Source organism: Nocardioides lianchengensis (assembly GCF_900101465.1).
Classification (GTDB): domain Bacteria; phylum Actinomycetota; class Actinomycetes; order Propionibacteriales; family Nocardioidaceae; genus Nocardioides; species Nocardioides lianchengensis.
Genome location: NZ_FMZM01000001.1, coordinates 581684 through 601567, shown reverse-complemented (window position 1 = coordinate 601567; position 19884 = coordinate 581684). Strand labels below are relative to the sequence as shown.

The window sequence follows — 19884 nt, the reverse complement described above, 5'->3', positions numbered from 1 at the left end:
CGCAACTTTCACATGAGTAACAGGCCGCGAGGAAGGCAAACTGAGTAACTACAATCGTGTAATTTCCAGTCGACACGCCGGGAGATTCGAGATTTGTCAAGCCGGCAGGGGGTGCGGAGACGCCGAAACGCCGGCCCGCCGCGCTTGATGCGCGGTGAGCCGGCGTTTCGGTGGATGTTCGGTGAGGTGTTCGCGGGAGCGAGATCTTGGTCTCGATACGCCCGTCGCGACCTCCTTCGTCGGTCGCGGGGCTACTCGACCTGGCGCCTCATCCGCGCCTGAGCAAGCTCAGGCGCGAGGCGCTCAGATATCGGAGGCGAGCTCCTCGTCGAGGGCCTCCTCGGCGTCCGGCTCGCCCTCGTCGGAGCCGTCGTAGTGCAGGTAGCGGATGCCCTGGTCGACCGGGCCGTCGTACCCGACGCGGCCCTTCTCGAGGACGATCACCCGGTCGCACATCCGGCGGACCGAGCCGGCGGAGTGAGAGACGTAGAACATCGTGATGCCGCTCTCGCGGATCTCCTGCATGCGCGCGATGCACTTGCGCTTGAAGGGCCGGTCCCCCACCGCCAGCACCTCGTCGGCGACGAAGATGTCGCAGTCGACGTGCACGGCCACCGAGAAGCCGAGCCGGGCGAACATGCCCGAGGAGTAGTTGCCGACCGGGGTGTCGAGGAAGCGACCGACGTCCGCGAACGCGGCGATGTCGTCGAACTTCTCGTTCGTCTCCGCCTCGCTCATGCCGAGGATGGCGGCGTTCATGTAGATGTTCTCGCGGCCGGTGAGCTGCTGGTGGAACCCGGCGCCGGTCGCGATCAGCCCGGACACCCGGCCGCGGGTGAGCACCTGGCCGCTGTCGGGCTTCATCACCCCGCTGATCAGCTTCAGCAGGGTGCTCTTGCCGGAGCCGTTGAGGCCCATCAGGCCGATCGACTGCCCCTGGGGGACCTCGAACGAGACGTTCTCGAGGGCCATGAAGGTGTCGCTGATCTGCTGGCGACGCATCTTCGCCATGATCATCTTCTTCAGGGTGCGGTGGTACTGCAGCGAGAACTGCTTGGAGACGTCGTCCACGACGATCGAGGTCACGCTCACGTGATCAGCTCCGGGACCCGACCCTCCAGCCGGGAGAAGACCCGCTGGGCGACGAACAGCAGCACGATGCCCACAGCCGCCATGATGGCACCCCGCTGCCACAGGTCGTCGGGGAAGGACTCCGCGTACGACTCCTCGGTCGTCGTCCACCAGAAGCAGCGCTGCATCAGCAGCACCGCCTCGGCGACCGGGTTGGCCATCACGATCGTGTGCACCCAGCCGCCACCGAACTTGCTCTCGATCAGGGAGTACGGGTACATCATCGGCACCATGAACGGGATCATGTTGATGAAGGTCTGGGTGATCCGCCCGAAGTCGCGCATGATCACGTTGAAGACCGAGAACATCAGCCCGAGCGACGTGCCGAACAGCATCATGATCAAAAAGCCCAGACCGGCGGCGGCGAAGCCGACCAGGTCCGGGTGCCAGCCGGCGACCAGGCAGGCCGTGCTGAGGATCAGCACCTGCGGGAGCGTGTGGTAGAGCGACACCAGCATCGACGCGAACGGGAACAGCTCGCGGGGCATGGCCATCTTCTGCACGACGCCCTTGTTGCTCAGCAGCGAGCGGGTCCCCGACGTCACCGTCTCGGTGAAGTAGTGGACCATCACCATCCCGGCGAACAGGTGGATGGCGAAGTTCTCCAGGTTGCCGCCTCGGCCCAGCACGATGCCGAAGACGAAGTAGAACGTGAAGAACCGGACCGTCGGGTTGATGTAGGACCAGGCCAGCCCGAAGAACGAGCGGGCGTAGCGGGCCTGGATCTCCCGGCGCACCATCAGCCGCAGCAGGTAGCGCTTGCGGAAGACCTCCAGCAGGCCGCTGGTGCTGGCCGGGGAGGTGAGCGGGACGTGCTCGAGGTCGTGCCGCTCGGCGACGCTGGACGTCGTCATCGTTCGCCTGCCTTCTCTCCGTCGCCACCCGTCCAGGGGGCGAAGGTCTGGTCCCAGGCCTCGGGCGAGGTGATCTCGGGCAGCTTCGCGCGGTACTCCGCGGCCAGCTCGGGCCACCGTCGGTAGAGCTTGACGTGCAGGTCGGTGATCCGCTTCAGCAGGTCACGGTAGAGCTCCGGGTCGCGGGTGTAGAGCGCCGCCGAGGTCTGGTCGGGCATCGAGACGACCGCCGAGTCGTAGCGGGCGATGCGGTACCACTTGGCGTCCATCGCTGCGATCTCCGCCTCCGGGAACTCCCGCGACAGGGCCCGCGGCTTCCGCAGCTGGCGCAGCGGCATCAGGCCGGCCGTGATCAGCTGGGAGAGCTTGCTCGGGACCTCGAGCTCGCTGTGCCCGCGCTTGGTGGGCTTGCGGCGCACCGGCGGGAACGCGTCGGGGTCGGGCTGCAGCTGCGCATCGGCGTACTGCTTGCGGAACGTGTTGACGTCGCCCAGCCGGTGCGGGAGCACCTCGTGCAGCTTGTCGGGACCGGCCAGCACGTCCTCGAGCGCGAGCTGGCGCAGCTCGACGGTGGAGTACTGCATCGACACCAGGTGAGCGATGGTGTGGTTCACGCTCTCCTGGACCAGACGGCCGCCGTGCTTGTACGGCGAGTGCAGCAGCGCCGCGATGATCCGGTTGCGCTGGTGGAAGTAGGCCTGCCAGTCCAGCGCGTCGTTCTTGTCGGTCCACGGCACGTGCCACACCGCGGCGCCGGGGAACGTCACCGTCGGGTAGCCGGCCGCCTTGGCGCGGACGCCGAACTCGCTGTCGTCCCACTTGATGAACACCGGCAGGGACAGGCCGATCTCGTCCAGGACCTGGCGCGGGATCAGGCACATGAACCAGCCGTTGAAGTCCACGTCCACGCGGCGGTGCAGCCAGCGGGTCGACCGGAGGTTGCGGGCGCCGAAGTCCCACTCCGCCAGCACGTGCTCGGGGGTCATCCACCACCAGCGCCAGGTCTGGATGATCTCGCCGAAGCTGTGCAGCCGCGAGCGCGAGTAGAGGCTGAACATGTGGCCGCCGACGATGGTGGGCCGGCGCGCCAGGTCGCCGAAGGTCACCGCGCGCAGGATGCTCTGCGGCTCGCAGACGACGTCGTCGTCCATCATCAGGGCGTACGTCGAGGTGCCGGCCCGCACCGTCTCCAGCTGACCGCGGGCGTAGCCCCCGGACCCACCGAGGTTGCCCTGCTCGATCACCCGGAGCCGGCCGTCGAGCGCCTTCTCCGCGGCGGGGAAGTCGGCGTGTTCGCGCACCTTCTCGGTGCCCTGGTCGACGACGAGCACGGCGTCCAGGACACCCAGCACGTCCTCCTCCGAGCCCAGCTGGCCCACGAGGTCGGCGCAGAAGGACGGCCGGTTCATCGTCGTGATGGTCACCGTGACCGAGCCGGGCTCGGCCCGGTCGGCGGGCACCTCGGTGTCCCACACCGCCCGGACGACGACGTCCTCGTCACCGGCCGTGACGTCGTACCAGTACCAGCCACCGTCGACGAAGGGCCGCAGCGACAGGTCGAAGACGAAGGTCCCGCCGGCAGCGCCCTCGTCGACCTGCTGGGACGCGACGCGCTGCGAGCGGCCGTTGGCCATCGACTTGTAGACGGTGACGCTCGAGCCACGGCCTTCGAGCTCGACGCTCAGCCGCACCTCGTCGACGATCGTCCACCGCCGCCAGTACGACGCCGGGAACGCGTTGAAGTAGCTGCCGAACGAGAGCCGGTTGCCGTGCTCGACGCGGACGGCGAAGCGGTCGACGATCTGGTCGGGGTCGATCGTCGTCCCGGAGCTGACCTGCTGGCGCAGGGTGGCCTTGTTGACCTCCTTCGCGCCCTTGTTGCCGCCGACGTTGTACTTGTCGGCGTCGAGGACGGCGGGGTCCGGGTCGACGTACAGCGGCAGCACGTCGAGGTCGCGGTCCGCGGGCATGATCTGCCGCTGCAGCACCCGCCGCACGGTCGTCGGTGCTGTGGTGTCGGTGACTCGTCCGGGACTCACTCGTCGACTCCTCCGCTCGTCAGGGGGGCACCCTCCGCGAAGTGCGGCCTGAGCTTGTTCTCGAACATGGAGAGCGCCGAGCCGATCGCCATGTGCATGTCAAGGTACTTGTACGTCCCCAGACGACCACCGAACAGCACCAGCGGCTCGCGCTTGGCCAGCTCGCGGTACTTCAGCAGCGTGGCCCGGTCCTCGGCGGTGTTGATCGGGTAGTACGGCTCGTCGCCCTCCTCGGCGAAGCGGCTGTACTCGTGCACCACGATCGTCTTGCCGGGCAGGTGGGTGCGCTCGGGGTGGAGGTGCTTGAACTCCAGCGTCCGGGTGTAGGGCAGGTCCGGGTCGTTGGCGTTGACCACGCCGGTGCCCTGGAAGTCGTCGACGTCGAGGGTCTCGGCCTCCAGGTCGATGGTGCGCCACGACAGGCGGCCCTCGGAGTTGCCGAAGTACTCGTCGACCGGGCCGGTGTAGACGATCGGCACCCGGCCCTTGTAGTCGTCGGCCACGTCGAAGAAGTCGGTCTCGAGGCGGACCTCGATGTTCGGGTGGTCGGCCATCCGGGTCAGCCACGCGGTGTAGCCGTCGACCGGGAGGCCCTCGTAGGTGTCGTTGAAGTAGCGGTTGTCGAAGGTGTAGCGGACCGGGAGCCGCGTGATGATGTCGGGGCTCAGCTCGGTGGGGTCGGTCTGCCACTGCTTGGCGGTGTAGCCCTTCACGAACGCCTCGTAGAGCGGCCGCCCGATCAGACTGATCGCCTTCTCCTCCAGGTTCGTCGCGTCCTGGGTGGCGATCTCGCTGGCCTGCTCGGCGATCAGCGCCCGGGCCTCGTCGGGGGTGTGCGCCTTGCCGAAGAACTGGTTGATCAGGCCCAGGTTCATCGGGAAGGAGTAGACCTGCCCCTGGTACTTGGCGAAGACCCGGTGCTGGTAGCCGGTGAAGGCCGTGAAGCGGTTGACGTACTCCCACACCTTCGTGTTCGACGTGTGGAACAGGTGCGTGCCGTACTTGTGCACCTCGATGCCGGTCTCGGCGTCGATCTCGCTGTAGGCGTTGCCCCCGAGGTGGTGGCGCCGCTCCAGGACCAGGACCTTCAGGTCGAGCTCGGTCGCGCAGCGCTCGGCGACGGTCAGGCCGAAGAAGCCGGAGCCGACGACGACCAGGTCGGGGAGGTCGGACGGGGCGGTGAGAGCGGTGGACACGATCCGTCAGTCTACGGACGACGGCGGGAGCGCCCGCATTCCCCGCGCCGAGCGAATGGCCCGGATCACGTTGACCGCCTCGCCCCGTCCGCCGCGGACCGGGCTCAGCAGCACGACCATCGCCACGACCAGCCACGGCTTGAGCCGGACGAGCAGGTTCTCGCCGTACCGGAAGTGCACGACGAACAGGTTGCGGTACATGTAGAACCCCTTCCAGCCCGCCAGGTCGTGCTGCTGGTCGAAGTCGAGCTGGCGCACCAGGACCGCGTCGCGGATGCCCCAGATCCGGTAGCCGGCCCGGCGCGCGCGGATCGCCAGGTCCACGTCGTCGTAGAAGATGAAGTACGACGGGTCCGGCAGTCCGACCCGCTCGATCACCTCGCGGCGGACCAGGAAGCCCTCGAAGGCGACGTTCTCCAGCTCGACGCGGGCCGGCATCCGGCCACGCTCGCCGTACGTCGTCTCGACCATGGCGGTCTTGGGCTTGATCGCCAGCGGGTTGCGCAGGTCGAAGCGGAGCGCGGCCTTCTCGACCAGGCGGCCGCGGCGGTCCTCGCGGACCGCCGCGAGGCAGGGCTCGTCGGTCGCCATCAGCACGCCCAGGCAGTCGGGGGCCGGGACGACGTCGTCGTCCATCAGCCAGAGCCGGTCGAAGCCCTTCTCGAAGGCGATCTGGACGCCGAGGTGGAAGCCGCCCGCCCCGCCGAGGTTCTCGTCGGTGCGGAGCACGACCAGGCCCGGGTTGGTGGCCGCCGCCAGCACCTCCGCGGTGCGGTCGGTGCTGGCGTTGTCGATGACCACGATCCCGTCGGGGAGCCGCTCGAGGGCGGCCAGGCCGGCCAGCATCCCCTCCAGCAGCTCCGCGCGGTTGTAGGTCACCACGACGACGGCGACGGTCTCGGCGGTCATCGCAGGTACTTCCCGTGGCCGGTGAAGTCACCGCGGAGGCCGGCGTACATGCCTTGGGCGCTGAGGGCGATCCGGGCCGGGCTGGGGCGGGTGAAGGTGTAGAACCACAGCGTCTTGGCGACGAACGCCAGCGCGTGCGGCCAGCCGCGGTAGGTGCGCAGGTTGACCAGGTTGTTGCGGGCCATGCAGTAGTGCTTGAGGTCGCTCGGGCTGTGGTTGTACGTCGTCCGCCCGAACGCCATCGGCGTGCCGAGCTCCCCCACGCTCGGGTGCCGGACCCGCGCCGCGGGGACCGTGGCGATCCGCGCGTGGGCGGCCTCGGCGCGCAGGCGGTACTCGTGGTCGTCGCCCCAGATGAAGAACTCCTCGCGCGGGAGGCCGATCCGCTCGACCAGCTCGCGGGTCACCAGGACGCCGTTGAACGGGATGACGATGCCGTCGAGCCGGCCGCCGCGAGCCGCCCGCTCCACGTCCGGCACCCGGTGCGCGACGCTCGTCGACCCGGGCAGCCGGATCGGGAAGACCAGCCGCTCGGGATCGTCCTGGTCGACGACGACCGGGCCCCAGAAGTCCAGGTCGGTCTCACGCAGGAGGGTGGCCAGGCAGTCCTCGTCGGGGAGCCCGTCGTCGTCCATCAGCCAGGCCAGGTCCGCCCCGCGCTCCACCGCCCAGGCCAGGCCGTGGTGGAAGCCGCCGGCTCCGCCGCGGTTCTCGGGGAGCGTGCGGGCCTGCACGCGCGGGTCGTCGTACGACGCGAGCCAGGCGCCGGTGCCGTCGGTCGAGGCGTTGTCGACGACCAGCACCTCGGCCAGCCCGTCGATCCCCGTCAGCCGCTCCAGCAGCCCCTCCAGGAGGGTCAGCCGGTTGAACGTGACCACCACCGCCACGACACGTCGCGTCTCGCTGCTCGGCTCGGTCACGCCGACCACCCTAGAGACCGCCCCACGTCCTGCGCCGGTCGGCACCGGTGGTTGAGGAGGGACGAAGTCCCGTCCCGACACCCCCGCAACCCGCGCACCCACCCCCACCCAGGCCCGACCTACGGCCCACCCGGTTTCGAGACGGTTGCTGCGCAACCTCCTCAACCACCGAGCACGCCCACCACCGGAGGTTGAGGAGGGACGAAGTCCCGTCTCGAAACCCCCGCTCTCCACAGGTCGGCCGGCAGTCCGAGCAACAGGCTCGTAAGAGCGACATCCTCGGTCCATGCCTTGGACCTACCTGGTGGAATGCGCGGACCGATCGTTCTACGTCGGCAGCACGGTCGACCTCGACCGTCGCCTCGCCGAGCACCAGAACGGCGAGGGGGCGGCCTACACCCGCCGCCCAGGTCGACGGCCGGTGCGGCTGCTGTGGGCGGCGGAGTTCGCCCGGATCGACGGTGCTTTCGCGTACGAGAAGCGCGTGCAGGGCTGGGGCCGGGCCAAACGTCTTGCCCTCATCGAAGGACGCTTGGACGACCTGCCAGCGCTGGCTTCACGGGCCTGGCGACACCGGAACGGTCGGGGTTTCGAGACGGTTGCTGCGCAACCTCCTCAACCACCGAGCACGCCCACCACCGGAGGTTGAGGAGGGACGAAGTCCCGTCCCGAAACCCCCGCAGCCCACCCCGATCCAGGCCCGAACTACGGCCCACCCGGTTTCGAGACGGTTGCTGCGCAACCTCCTCAACCACCGGGACGGGCGGTGGGCTAGATCCAGTCCATGGGATTCACCGGGTCGCCGTTGGCCAGCACCGTGAAGTGCAGGTGGCAGCCGGTGGACCAGCCGGTGGAGCCGACGTACCCGATGACCTCGCCGCGGCGGACGCGCTCGCCGGGGCCGACGGTGTAGCGGGTGGCGTGGTTGTAGACGGCGGTCAGGAACTTGCCGTTGGCCCGGCCGACGTTGACGTAGAGGCGGTTGCCGTAGACCGAGGACCAGTACGCCTGCATCACGGTGCCGTCGGCGACCGCGCGCAGGGGGGTGCCGCAGCCGGCGCCGAAGTCGGTGCCGTCGTGCAGGCCCCAGTAGTGGTAGATCGGGTGCTCGCGGTAGCCGAACGGCGAGGTCACCCGCGCGCCCTTGACCGGCGAGCTGAGGAAGCCGTCGCTCTCCCCGGTGTAGCCGCCGCCGCGGCGGGCGGCCCGGCGGGCGGCCGCGAGGATCTGCTGCTTGATCCTGGCCTCGCGCTTCTTCAGCTGGCGCAGCACCAGGCGGTCACGCTCCTGGGCGGCCCCGGCCTCACGGCGGGCGGCCCGGGCGTCGGCGAACAGCCCGGCGACCTGCTCCTTGGCCGTGGCGGCCCCCGCGGTGAGGGTCTCCATGGTCTCGACGTGCGCGGCGGCGGCGGCCTGCTGCTCGGCAACAGCCTGCTGGGCGTCCTCGACCTGGGTCTCCCGCACCCGGAGCAGCACCTCGATGCTGCGCAGCTCGTCGTACGCCGCGTCCTCCTTGGCGATGACGGTGTCGTTGGCCTGGACACGGCGCAGCAGGTCGTTGGGATCGTTCGCCGCCAGGATGGAGGACAGCCCCAGCAGCCGCGGGTCGCCCTTGACGTAGAGGCCGGTCACGCGATCGACGAACCGGGCGCGCTGGTCCTTGACCGCCTGCTCCCCCGCGGTCAGGTCGGCGCGGGCCTCGGTCAGCCGCTGCTCGGCGGCGGCGAGCTTGGTCCGCAGCTCGGTGTCGCGGGCCTGGGCCGCGGTCAGCTTGGCGCGGGCGACGGCGTACGCGTCCTCGGCGGCGTCCAGCTTGGCCTGGGCGGCCTCCAGCCGGGCGGTGGCCCGCCGGACCTCCTTGCTGGAGTGCTCGAGGTCGTCGTGGGCGTGCTCGATCTGCTGCTCGACCTTGTCCTGCTTGCCCTTCAGGTCGTCGTCGGCGGCCTGGGCCAGAGGGACGGCCATCGCGCCGATGGCGAGTGCGCAGGCCAAGACGGCCGCGGACAGGCGGGGGCGCGAGGCGCTGGGGAAGTAGCGCACCGGGTCTGCCTTCAGGTCGGGGAAGAGGGCGCAGCGACGGTAACCCGCGCGGATCAGACTTTGATGTATTTGCGCGTCAGCAGGAGTGTCGGGAGCAGCGTGAGCAGCGGCCCGGTCACGCCGACCACGATCGCGGCGGTCACCGAGTCCGACCAGGTGATCCACGGGATGAACTCCAGCGAGTCCGCGAGTCGTCCCTGGATGCCGAACTGGATCAGGGCCGCGAGCGCTCCCCCGGCCAGGACCACACTGATCGCGGCGATCACCAGCGCCTCCAGGAGGAAGGGCAGCGTGATGTAGATGGTGGAGGCGCCCACCAGACGCATGATGCCGATCTCCTTGCGCCGCGCGAAGGCGGCCAGGCGGATCGTGTTGGCGACGAGCAGCAGCGCGGCGACGACCAGGATCAGCGCGACCAAGAGCGAGCCGTCGCGAAGCGTGTTGATGGTCTCGAACATCGGCTCGGCGGCCTCGCGCTGGTCGTTGATCGCCGCGACCCCGTCCAGGCCCTGCACCGAGCTGACGATGCCCTCGTAGCGCTGCGGGTCCTTCAGGGTGACCCAGATCTGCTGCGGCATGTCGTCGGCCGTGATCGCGGCGTTCGGACCCTCGAGGTAGTCGGCGTCATAGAACTTCTTCAGCTTCTCGAAGCCCTCCTCCTTGGTCTCGAAGCGCGAGCTCTCGACCTCGGGGCTGGCGTCGACAACCTCCTGGATCGCGTCGATCTGGGCCTGGTCGGCCTCGGCGGCGCAGGCCGGGTTGCTCCGGTCGTTGTCGCGGCACAGCGTCACGGCGATCTCGAACTCGTTGCCGAACTTCTCCTCGACCAGCCCGGCCTGGTCGCGCAGCAGCACGCCGGCACCGACCAGGGTCAGGGAGACGAACAGGGTCAGGACGACGGCGACGTGCATGGACAGGTTGCGACGCAGCCCCTGTCCGAGCTCGGTGAAGACGTAGCGCAGCTGCATGAGGTGGGGTGGACTCCTGGGTAGCGAGGGGTACGGCGGGCGCGGGACGGCGGTGCTGGGATCAGGCTCAGTGCTGGAAGCCGTACACGCCCTGGGCCTGGTCGCGGACCACCCGGCCGTGGTCGAGCTCGACGACGCGCTTGCGCATCTGGTCGACGATGCCGTGGTCGTGGGTGGCCATCACCACGGTCGTGCCGGTGCGGTTGATCCGGTCGAGCAGCTTCATGATCCCGACCGAGGTGGTCGGGTCGAGATTGCCGGTCGGCTCGTCGGCGATCAGGATCATCGGCCGGTTCACGAACGCGCGGGCGATGGCGACCCGCTGCTGCTCACCGCCGGAGAGCTCGTCGGGCATCCGGTCGCCCTTGCCGTCGAGTCCGACCATCTCCAGGGTCTCGGGGACGAGGTTGCGGATGTCGGTGCGCGAGCGGCCGATCACCTGCAGGGCGAAGGCGACGTTCTCGCTGACCGTCTTGTTCTGCAGCAGCCGGAAGTCCTGGAAGACGGTGCCGATCTGGCGCCGCAGCCGCGGCACCTTCCAGCTGGCGAGCCGGTTGATCTCCTTGCCCGCGACGTAGACCCGGCCGGTCGTCGGCCGGGCCTCGCGCAGGACCAGCCGCAGGGCGGTGGACTTGCCGGAGCCCGAGGTCCCCACGAGGAAGACGAACTCGCCCTTCTCGATGTCCACCGACACCTGGTCGAGCGCCGGGCTGCCCGTGCCGGGGTACGACTTGGTGACCTTCTCGAAGCGAATCACCCACAGGACGGTACGCGAGCAACCTGAGGACCGCGGGGACCCTGAACGACAAGTCTCTACTGTGTGGGCGTGCCCACGCTCGTCCGTTCCCTCCTCGCTGCCGTCGTGGCGACGGCGGCGAGCGTCGGCGCCGGGGTGGCCCTGGTCGGCCCGGCGGAGCGCGACGCCGCCGTGCCGGAGGTCGCACCGAGCGTGACCCTGGCCGACCTGGACACCACCACGCTCGCCGCGAGCCGGGCCGGATTCTGCGCCGGCGTCGCCCCCGCCCGGGTCGTCGAGGCGCTCGGCGCTGAGCCGGCGGACACCGCGTCGTACGACAACGGCGAGCAGGTCCTCCTCGCCGGGGACCTCACCGACGTGGCCCACGAGTTCGGCTGCACCTGGACCGCGGCCGACGGTGGCCGGGCCCGCGGCTGGGTCTTCGCACCGCCCGTGACCGCCGACCGCGCGGCCCGGCTGGTCCGGGCGGCGCTGCGCGGCGAGGGCTGCAGCCGGCTGCCCGGCGCGGCGTCGTACGGCGTGCCCTCGGTGGCGGTCGTCTGCCCGGTGGACGGGGGGCGGGAGGTGTCCTACCGCGGCCTGTTCGGTGACGCGTGGCTCTCGTGCGCGCTCAGCGCCCCGGCCACGACGCCGCGAGAGGAGCTGATCGAGCGGGCGGACCGGTGGTGCGCCACGGTCGCGATCGCCGGCAGCACCGACTCCACCGCGGGGTGAGCGTGGCCACTCTCGCCGCATTCACCGGCGAGACGGGGGCAGGTCCCCTCATCCTGGTGGACGGTGCGCCGATGGGGAGGGCACCGGTCGTCCTCGAGGAGCTTCTGCATGCCGTCACACCGCGCGTCCCTGCTGGGGTGCCTGGTCCTGACCCTGACCGCCGCCACCATCCCGCTCGCCGCGGGGGTCGCCGGCGCCGATGACGGCACGGTCTCGCTCGACCGGGCCGTGAACGGCGTCGCCGCCGTGCGGGCGCTGGGCGAGGACCTCGACGACGCGGCCCGGCTCAACGGCCAGGGCCCGGACGAGCTGCGCGAGCTGCTGCTCGACGACTCGACGGCGTGGGTCGACACCGAGGGGCGGGTGTTCTACCGCGACGTGCTCCCGGACCTCGTGCCCACCCTCGCACCGACGGCCGGCGCCAGCACGCCGTACGCCCTGGACCAGACGTTCCGGCTGCACAGCAAGCCCGGCTCCGCGCGCACGATCTTCCTCGACTTCGACGGCGGCTCCGTCGCCGGCAGCGACTGGGTCCGACAGTACGACGTCGACGCCAAGCAGCCGGGCTGGAGCATCGACCGCTCCAGTGCCTTCAGCTCCGAGGAGCGCGCGATCGTGCAGGACGTGTGGCAGCGGGTCGCCGAGGACTACGCGCCCTTCGACGTCGACGTGACGACCCAGGACCCGGGTGCTGCCGCGATCGCCCGGTCCGGCGCCGGCGACTCCGTCTTCGGCACCCGGGTGCTGATCACCACCGGGACCCAGGCCCACCACGCGATCTGCGGCTCGAAGGCGACTCAAGCCTGCGCCGGCGTCGCGTACCTCGACGGCTTCGACGCGATCGGCACCACCCATGACCGACTGCAGCCCGCCTGGGTCTTCGCCGCCAACTTCCCGACCTTCGCCAAGGGCATCGCCGAGACCGCCTCGCACGAGGCCGGTCACACGCTGGGCCTGCACCACGACGGCACCGACAAGGCCGAGTACTACTCCGGGCACGGCATGTGGGCCCCCATCATGGGCGGCGGCGGCTACCCGAAGGCCGTGACCCAGTGGAGCCAGGGCTCCTACGCGAAGGCGAACAACCGCGAGGACGACGTCGCGGTCATCACCCGCAACGGGCTGCCCGTGCGGGCCGACGAGGCCGGGTCCACCGTCGCCACCGCGGCCACGCTGCCCGGCGGTACGGCGTACATCTCGCACCGCACGGACGTCGACGTCTACGGCCTCGGCACCTGCACGGGTGCGGTCTCGGTCGTCGGGCGCAACGCCCCGAACAGCCCCAACCTGGACCTCCGGCTCCGGCTGCTCGACGCCACCGGTGCCGCCGTGGCCACGGCCAACCCCACCTCCGGGACCGGCACGCCGTCGTGGGACGTCACCACGGGCACCGACGCCACCGTCTCCGTCGCGGCCGCCGCCGGGGCGCTCTTCGTCGAGGTCGACGGCGTCGGCAACGGCACCTGGGCCCGGGGGTACGACGACTACGGCAGCCTCGGGGCCTACTCCCTGGAGCCCTCGGGCTCCTGCTCCGGCTTCGTCGGGGCCGCCCCGATGCCCACCGCGCCCCCGAAGCCCGCCCAGGCCACCGTGACGGCGCCGGGCCCCGCGCGGGTCCGCGCCTCCTACGCGGGCCGGCGCGGCGGTCGGATCACCGCGGGCGTGCACTGGACCGCGCCGGCGACCATCGGCGGCGCGTCGGTCACGGGCTACCGCGTGGTCGCCCTGCGGCTGGACGCCCGCGGCCGGGCGATCCGGAGCAAGACCTCGGCCGTGCTCGGGGCCGGTCGTCGTACCGCCGAGCTGCGGCTGCGCGCCGGCCGCTACCGGTTCGCCGTCCAGGCCCGCAACCGGGCCGGCTGGGGCCCGCTCAGTACCCCGTCCCGGGCCGTCCGCGCCCGCTGACCCACCGCCACTCCGGCACCGCGAGCGGCCGGTGACCGAGCAGAGGCCGTACTCGATCTTCGCGCGCGGTGCGCCGCGATCTGGTCCCTCCCGTGCCGCGGCGCGGTAGGGGGTGTCGCCCGGGACGACCCTCGACGAGGCCGACCGGGGCTACGCACCACCGTCGCTGGGCGAGCCGCGGGAGCACCGTCGTACGGGCTGAGGAACAAGAGTCGCCGCGAGTGTGAGGTGGCCCGAACAGGCCATCCACAAGTTCTCCACGGACCGCCCACAGTTCGTGCCCAGGCCGGTCGAACGGCCCGGACGACGCCGTACCCGCAGGTAGCGTTTCCGCCAGTTCCGGCGATCGGCCACCCCATTCCGGGGGGCTCCGACGTCGGTTCTGTCATGTCGTCTGAGCGCTCCCGGCTGCGGGAGCCCCGGCTGGGGGGCCGGCTCGTCCATGCGTGTTCTGAGGTTCTCGACGAGGGACGGCGTACGCCGGTCCCTGACCGTCTTCCTGTCCTTCCTGCTCGGCGTCGCCGGGCTCACCCTGCTGGGTTCCGCGCCCGCGTCGGCCTCGGTGCCGGCCTACGAGTGCACCGGCAACACCATCTACGCCCTCAACGGCGCCGACCCGTGGACGATCTACAAGCTGAACTCGTCGACCGGTGCCGCGACCGAGAACGGCGAGCTGCTCGCGAGCGGGACGCACACCGCCAACGCGCTGGCGCTCCCCAACGGCGGCGGCCGGTACATCTACGGCTTCGACCGCACCGAGAACACCGTGCTGCGCTTCGACGCCACCAACCACGGTCGCCAGAGCTGGGCGGCCCCGGCCAACAGCAGCGCCGGCAGCGTGATCGCCGGTGCGATCAACCCGCAGAGCGGCATCTACTACTACGCCTCGAGCGGCTCGTCCTGGAAGCTGTTCGCGTTCAACATCTCGACCAGCACCGCGCTCGGCCAGGTCGGCACCATCTCGGGCACGGGCCTGTCGAGCAACGGCGACATCGCCTTCGACGCCCTCGGCAACATGTACGTCGTCAGCAACGCCGACGCCAGCGCCGCCGGCGCCCTGGCCCGCGTGAACGGCACCATCCCGACCACGGCCGGCTCCGCCGCGCTGACGGTCACCAAGCTCGCCGACACCCCGGCCGGCGCTGGCCAGTACACCTCGATGGCCTTCGACGGCACCGGCGCGCTGGTCATCGGCGCGGGCAGCAAGTACGTCGGTCGCGTCAACCCGACCACCGGCGCGATCCTCTCCTCGACGACCACCTCGGCGAGCTTCGTCGACTTCGCCTCCTGCGCCGTGCCGAGCACCGCCCAGGCCCAGGTCTCCCTGCCCTCGGGCCGCTACGACGGCGACGACCAGTTCAACGTGTCCGTGACCGGCAGCGGCGTGACCACCGGCAACACCGGCACCACCACGGGCACCGACTCGGGCCTGCAGGACGACTCCGCCGAGGTCGCCGGGCCGGTCGTCGTGCTGCCCGGCTCGTCGTACACGATCACCCAGACGGGGACGTCGACGACGAACCTCAACGACTACACGTCGACCTGGTCCTGCGTGAAGGCCTCCGACGGCAGCACCGTGGCCTCCGGCTCCGGCAGCACCGGCACCTTCACGATGCCCAGCACCACCGGCACCAACGTGGTCTGCACCTTCACCAACGTGCCGCTGAAGCCCGGGATCACCCTGACCAAGACCGGCTCGGCGATCGCCGACCTGGACGGCAACGGCCCGGACGTGGGCGACACCATCACCTACGGCTTCAAGGTGACCAACACGGGCGTCGTGACGCTGTCGTCGGTCGGCGTCTCGGACCCGAAGCTCGGCACCATCACCTGCCCCACCGGCACCCTGGCCGCCGGCGCCTCGCGCACCTGCACGTCGAAGACCTACACGCTGACCCAGGCCGACGTGGACGCGGGCAAGGTCGACAACACGGCCACCGCGACCGGCACCGGCCCGACCGGCACCGTCGTCACCGCGACCGACTCCGTCACCACCGCGGTGACCGCCAACCCGGCGATCTCGCTGGTCAAGGGCGGCGCGCTCTCGGGCAGCACGATCACCTACACCTTCACGGCCACCAACACCGGCAACGTCACCCTGCAGCCGGTCACCGTCACGGACACCAAGGTCGGCACGGTCACCTGCCCCACGACCGCGGTCGCCCCCGGCGCCTCGATCTCGTGCTCGCCGAAGACCTACACGCTGACCCAGGCAGACCGGGACGCCGGGAAGGTCGACAACACCGCGACCGCCACCGGCACCGCCCCGAGCGGCGCCAAGGTCACCGCCCCGTCCTCGGTCACCACGACCGTCGCGATGCTCCCGGCCGTGGACCTGACCAAGACCGCATCGACGATCACCGACAGGACCGGCAACGGCGTGGACGCGGGTGACACGATCACCTACTCGTTCAAGGTCACCAACACCGGCAACGTCACCCTGCAGCCGGTCACCGTCGCGGACGCCAAGGTCGGCGCGGTCACCTGCCCGACCACCGCGGTCGCCCCGGGCGCCTCGGTCAGCTGCACGCCGAAGACCTACACGCTGACCCAGGCCGACGTGGACGCCGGCAAGGTCGACAACACCGCCACCGCGACCGGCACCGCCCCGAACGGCACCAAGGTCACCGACCCCGACTCGACCTCGACCGTGATCACCTCGGTCCCGGCGATCGCGCTCGACAAGTCCGCCTCGGCCGTCTCCGACACCGACGGCAACGGGATCGACGCCGGTGACACGATCACCTACTCCTTCAAGGTGACGAACACCGGCAGCACGACCCTGCAGCCGGTCACCGTCGCCGACGCCAAGGTCGGCGCCATCACCTGCCCGGCCACCGCCCTCCTGCCCGGCGCCAACGTCTCCTGCACGCAGAAGGCCTACACGCTGACCCAGGCCGACGTCGACGCCGGCAAGGTCGACAACACCGCCACCGCGACCGGCACCGCCCCGAGCGGCGCCAAGGTCACCGACGCCGACACCACCACCACGCTCCTCACGGCCACCGCCGCGATCGAGCTCGACAAGACGGCCGGCAGCGTCGCCGACAGCGACGGCAACGGCATCGACGTGGGCGACACCGTCACCTACTCGTTCAAGGTCGCCAACACGGGCAACCTGACGCTGCAGCCGGTCACCGTCACCGACGCCAAGGTCGGCACGGTCACCTGCCCGACGACCGCCCTGGTCCCCGGCGCCTCGCTCTCCTGCTCCTCGAAGAGCTACACGCTGACCCAGGCCGACGTCGACGCCGGCAAGGTCGACAACACGGCCACCGCCACGGGCACCACCCCGACCGGCGCCAAGGTCACCGGCGCCGACTCCACTTCCACCGTGCTCCCGGCCGCTCCCGCCCTCGACCTCGACAAGTCCGCCTCGGCGATCGTCGACAAGACCGGCAACGGAGCCGACGCCGGTGACACGATCACCTACTCCTTCAAGGTCACCAACCTCGGCAACGTCACCCTGACCTCGGTCGGCGTGAGCGACGACAAGGTCGGGACGGTCACCTGCCCCGGCGGCCCGCTGGCCCCCGGTGCCTCGGCCACCTGCACCTCGAAGGCGTACACGATCACCCAGGCCGAGGTGAACGCCGGCAAGGTCGACAACACCGCCACCGCGACCGGCACCGCCCCGAGCGGCAGCAAGCTGACGGCGAAGGACTCCACGTCCACCGCCGTGCCGGCCCGCCCGGAGCTGACCCTGGTGAAGTCCGCCTCGGCGGTCCAGGACCTCGACGGCAACGGCCCGGACGCCGGCGACACGATCGCCTACTCGTTCAAGGTCACCAACACCGGCAACCTGCCGCTGAACCCGGTGACGGTCGCGGACCCGAAGGTCGGCGCGGTCACCTGCCCGGCCGGTGAGCTGGCTCCCGGCGCGAGCATCAGCTGCGACCCCGCGTCGTACACGCTCACCCAGGGCGACGTGAACAACGGCAAGGTCGACAACACCGCGACCGCCACCGGTACGACGCCGGCGGGCACCGCGACCCCGGGCGTCAAGGTCACCTCGCCGAGCACCGTCACGACCCCGGTCGCGACCGCCCCGGCGATCGACCTGGTCAAGTCGGCCTCGGCCGTCAAGGACCTCGACGGCAACGGCACCGACGCCGGCGACACGATCACCTACTCCTTCACGGTGACCAACGTCGGCACCGTGACGCTCAACCCGGTCACGGTCGCGGACCCGAAGGCCGGTCCGGTCACCTGCCCGACCGGCGCGCTGGCTCCGGGCGAGTCCGTGGAGTGCACCCCGGTGACCTACGCGATCACCCAGGACGACGTCACTTCCGGTGCCGTGGTCAACACGGCCACGACGACCGGCACCACCCCCGCCGGCACCAAGGTCACCGACAGCGACACCGTCGCCACCCCGGTGGTCGGCCGGGCCGCGCTGAGCCTGCAGAAGAAGGCGGGCGCGCTGCGCGACCTGAACGGCAACGGCCCGGACGCGGGTGACACGATCGAGTACTCGTTCACCGTCACCAACACCGGCACCGTGCCGCTGCACGGCGTGACCGTCGCGGACCCGAAGATCGGGCCGGCGACCTGCGCCAGCAGCTCCCTCGAGGTCGGCGAGAAGACCGCGTGCGGCCCGCTCACCTGGACCGTCACCGACGCCGAGCTGGACGCGGGGGTCGTGAAGAACACGGCGACCGCGCGGGGCAACGGCCCCGACGGCACCACGGTGACCGGCAGCGACTCGACCAGCACCCCGGTCGTCCGCGCGCAGGCCGACCTGGTGATGACCAAGACGGTCGATAAGGCCGCCCCGCGGGTCGGCGACACCGTCACCTACACGCTGAAGGCGACCAACAAGGGCGTCGGCAACGCCGAGAACGTCGTGCTCCGCGACACGCTCCCCGCCGGTGTCACGCTGGTCTCGGCGCAGGCTCCCTGCACCGTCGCCGGCGCCACCGTCACCTGCGAGCTCGGCACCCTGGCCGGCGGCGCCAGCCGTGCGGTCACCGTCACGGCCACCGTCGACGCGCTGCCGACCGGTCCGGCGCACCAGCACCTGCTGGACGTGCAGAAGCAGGAGGTCCACGTCGACCTCGAGGCCGGCCAGACCCGCACCGTCCAGGTCTCGTGCGCCCCGGGCTACGTGGTCACCGACGGCTCCGGCCGCATCGACCACGTCGACCAGGGCACCGGTTCGCTGGCCGACGTCCGCATCACCGAGTCCCGCGCCACCGCCGCCGGCACCTGGCAGGTCACCATGACCAACCAGTCCGCCGGCCGAGCGCAGGGCAAGGCGTTCGAGGTCTGCGTCAGCGACACCAGCGAGACCGTCCAGGGCCACCAGCACGCGCTGGTGATCTCCGACCCGGTGACCGCCACGCAGGAGATCAGCGGCCGCACCACGGTCGACCTGTCTTGCGCCGCCGGCCAGGTCCCGATCCAGCCCGGCTACCTGCTGGACGGCGTCGCCCGGGTGCTCACCAGCACCGCGAAGGGTGACACCGGCTGGACCTGGACCGTCGAGGGCGCCGCCACCAGCGGTGACTTCTCGATGCGCTGCCTGAGCCGCACCACCAGCCAGGCCGCCGGTCACACCCACCCGCTGGGCTTCCAGCAGGTCCGCCAGAGCGTCACGGTCCAGCCGGGCCAGACCGTCGAGGTGACCGTGTCCTGCGCGTCCGACGCCAAGGGCGTCGTCGCGGGGTACGACGCCGAGGCCGGCCTGGTCTCCCTCGGCAACGACCCGCGCCCGGTGGTCCGCGTGTTCAAATTCCTCAACCCGACCTCCGAGCCGCTCCAGGCCGACCTGTTCCTGCAGTGCCTGTCGCTGCGGAACCAGACCGGCGCCGGCGCGAACACGGTGGTCGTGAACACCGCGACCGCGAGCACCACCAGCCCGGAGGCGAGCACGGCCGACAACGCGAGCTCGGCCCGGATCGACGTCGACACCTCGGCCCCCACGGGTCCGAAGACGCCGACCGCGCCGGTCACGACCTCCCCGGTCGTCGCTGTCGCCAGCCCCGTCTCCGTTGCGGCCCTGGTCGCCGCGAAGGCGGTTCGCACGACGGTCGCCTGCGCCACCGGCACCACCTGTGTCGGCACGGCCACGCTGGTCGCGGTCAAGACGGTCAAGGTCGGCGGTCGCAAGATCGCCAAGGGCACCGTCCTGGCCAAGGCGAGCTACCGGATCAAGGCCGGCAAGAGCACGGTCCGCCTGGTCAAGACCAAGGCCGGCAAGAAGGCGCTCGGCAAGCTCGGCCGGGCCCGCCTGGTCGTCGGGGGCCGCTCCACGGTGGTCAAGCTGAAGCACTGACCGACTCCCCCGCCCGCGACGCCGAGCAGCTCCTGGAGCCGCTCGGCGTCGCGCGCGTCAGGCCCCCGTAGGTCGCGGTCGACCAGACGACCAGGGCCACGACCCGACCCGGATGTCCCCGGGGCGGGCCGGTACCCCGGCCCGACACGCTCCGTCCCGGTCCACGACCCCCGG

The 19884-nt window shown here is 70.9% G+C and carries 13 protein-coding genes; 4 read left to right on the top strand and 9 right to left on the bottom strand.

Going from position 1 to position 19884, the window contains the following annotated elements; translation table 11 throughout:
* Positions 1-303: 303 nt before the first annotated feature.
* Genes BLT76_RS02995 through BLT76_RS02970 form a run of 6 tightly spaced genes read right to left on the bottom strand, consistent with a single transcriptional unit; the run spans position 304 to position 7049 of the window.
* On the bottom strand, positions 304-1092 hold the full coding sequence (locus BLT76_RS02995; protein ID WP_244509220.1) for an ABC transporter ATP-binding protein: 789 nt from the start codon (positions 1090-1092) through the stop codon (positions 304-306).
* On the bottom strand, positions 1089-1985 hold the full coding sequence (locus BLT76_RS02990) for an ABC transporter permease (RefSeq protein WP_090850564.1): 897 nt from the start codon (positions 1983-1985) through the stop codon (positions 1089-1091). The genes BLT76_RS02995 and BLT76_RS02990 overlap by 4 nt, the downstream gene beginning before the upstream one ends.
* Positions 1982-4024 (bottom strand): glycosyltransferase, encoded by a 2043-nt coding sequence (locus BLT76_RS02985; RefSeq protein ID WP_244509219.1) that lies wholly within the window; start codon positions 4022-4024, stop codon positions 1982-1984. The genes BLT76_RS02990 and BLT76_RS02985 overlap by 4 nt, the downstream gene beginning before the upstream one ends.
* Entirely contained in the window at positions 4021-5220 is a 1200-nt protein-coding gene (gene glf / locus BLT76_RS02980; protein WP_211752684.1) for a UDP-galactopyranose mutase, read from the bottom strand. The genes BLT76_RS02985 and glf overlap by 4 nt, the downstream gene beginning before the upstream one ends.
* 6 nt (positions 5221-5226) lie before the next feature.
* Positions 5227-6129 (bottom strand): glycosyltransferase family 2 protein, encoded by a 903-nt coding sequence (locus tag BLT76_RS02975; protein WP_090850560.1) that lies wholly within the window; start codon positions 6127-6129, stop codon positions 5227-5229.
* Complete coding sequence (locus tag BLT76_RS02970; protein ID WP_244509218.1) at positions 6126-7049, bottom strand: glycosyltransferase family 2 protein; 924 nt, start codon at positions 7047-7049, stop codon at positions 6126-6128. The genes BLT76_RS02975 and BLT76_RS02970 overlap by 4 nt, the downstream gene beginning before the upstream one ends.
* Positions 7050-7335: 286 nt before the next feature.
* Between BLT76_RS02970 and BLT76_RS02965 the strand changes: the two genes are divergently transcribed.
* On the top strand, positions 7336-7698 hold the full coding sequence (locus tag BLT76_RS02965; protein WP_090850557.1) for a GIY-YIG nuclease family protein: 363 nt from the start codon (positions 7336-7338) through the stop codon (positions 7696-7698).
* Positions 7699-7820: 122 nt separating this feature from the next.
* Here BLT76_RS02965 and BLT76_RS02960 read toward each other — a convergent pair whose 3' ends face one another.
* From BLT76_RS02960 to ftsE, 3 genes are all read right to left on the bottom strand, one after another.
* Entirely contained in the window at positions 7821-9089 is a 1269-nt protein-coding gene (locus tag BLT76_RS02960; RefSeq protein WP_090850555.1) for a M23 family metallopeptidase, read from the bottom strand.
* A gap of 53 nt (positions 9090-9142) precedes the next feature.
* Positions 9143-10057, bottom strand: coding sequence for a permease-like cell division protein FtsX (gene ftsX, locus BLT76_RS02955; protein WP_090850553.1), 915 nt, complete (start codon positions 10055-10057; stop codon positions 9143-9145).
* 67 nt (positions 10058-10124) lie between these two features.
* A complete protein-coding gene (gene ftsE, locus BLT76_RS02950; RefSeq protein WP_090850551.1) occupies positions 10125-10814 on the bottom strand; it encodes a cell division ATP-binding protein FtsE in 690 nt (229 codons plus the stop codon).
* Between the two features lie 69 nt (positions 10815-10883).
* Between ftsE and BLT76_RS02945 the strand changes: the two genes are divergently transcribed.
* From BLT76_RS02945 to BLT76_RS02935, 3 genes are all read left to right on the top strand, one after another.
* Positions 10884-11528 carry a hypothetical protein gene (locus BLT76_RS02945; RefSeq protein ID WP_139175391.1) on the top strand — a complete coding sequence of 215 codons (645 nt, stop codon included), beginning with the start codon at positions 10884-10886 and terminating at the stop codon, positions 11526-11528.
* A gap of 108 nt (positions 11529-11636) precedes the next feature.
* A complete protein-coding gene (locus BLT76_RS02940) occupies positions 11637-13433 on the top strand; it encodes a hypothetical protein (RefSeq protein WP_090850547.1) in 1797 nt (598 codons plus the stop codon).
* Positions 13434-13875: 442 nt separating this feature from the next.
* Positions 13876-19710 (top strand): DUF11 domain-containing protein, encoded by a 5835-nt coding sequence (locus BLT76_RS02935; RefSeq protein ID WP_090850545.1) that lies wholly within the window; start codon positions 13876-13878, stop codon positions 19708-19710.
* The last annotated feature ends 174 nt before the right edge of the window (positions 19711-19884 follow it).

Excerpts from the sequence above, each read along its gene's own strand:
- BLT76_RS02990 (WP_090850564.1), bottom strand. The coding sequence starts at position 1,985 with ATGACGACGTCCAGCGTCGCCGAGCGGCACGACCTCGAGCACGTCCCG.
- BLT76_RS02940 (WP_090850547.1), top strand. The coding sequence starts at position 11,637 with ATGCCGTCACACCGCGCGTCCCTGCTGGGGTGCCTGGTCCTGACCCTG.
- BLT76_RS02935 (WP_090850545.1), top strand. The coding sequence starts at position 13,876 with ATGCGTGTTCTGAGGTTCTCGACGAGGGACGGCGTACGCCGGTCCCTG.
- BLT76_RS02965 (WP_090850557.1), top strand. The coding sequence starts at position 7,336 with ATGCCTTGGACCTACCTGGTGGAATGCGCGGACCGATCGTTCTACGTC.
- BLT76_RS02975 (WP_090850560.1), bottom strand. The coding sequence starts at position 6,129 with ATGACCGCCGAGACCGTCGCCGTCGTCGTGGTGACCTACAACCGCGCG.
- ftsX (WP_090850553.1), bottom strand. The coding sequence starts at position 10,057 with ATGCAGCTGCGCTACGTCTTCACCGAGCTCGGACAGGGGCTGCGTCGC.